General features: G+C 71.8%; 1 protein-coding gene. It reads right to left on the bottom strand.

Annotated elements, in window-relative coordinates; translation table 11 throughout:
• On the bottom strand, positions 1-202 hold a 202-nt coding region (locus IE94_RS0135050), incomplete at both ends, for a transposase family protein (protein ID WP_030192955.1).

Genomic DNA, 202 nt, shown 5'->3' with positions numbered 1-202 from the left:
CGGGATCTGCGGAAGATCTGCCAGGACTTCAGCCGTGCCATGCCTCGTTCGACGGGTGCCCGGGCCGCGGACAGGGCCCGGTTCACGGTCCGCTCGGTGGGAATGAGTTCACCGTTGGGCGGGCGGCGCTTGGCGGTGGTGACCCAGTCGCCCGCACCGATGTAGGCCATGTCGGCGAGGACCGGGACGCCCTGGCGCGCGC

Origin of the sequence: Streptomyces violaceorubidus, from assembly GCF_000717995.1 — a bacterium.
Classification (GTDB): Bacteria; Actinomycetota; Actinomycetes; order Streptomycetales; family Streptomycetaceae; genus Streptomyces; species Streptomyces violaceorubidus.
The sequence above is the reverse complement of the archived record's forward strand: the minus strand, read 5'-3'. Positions and strand labels throughout refer to the sequence as shown.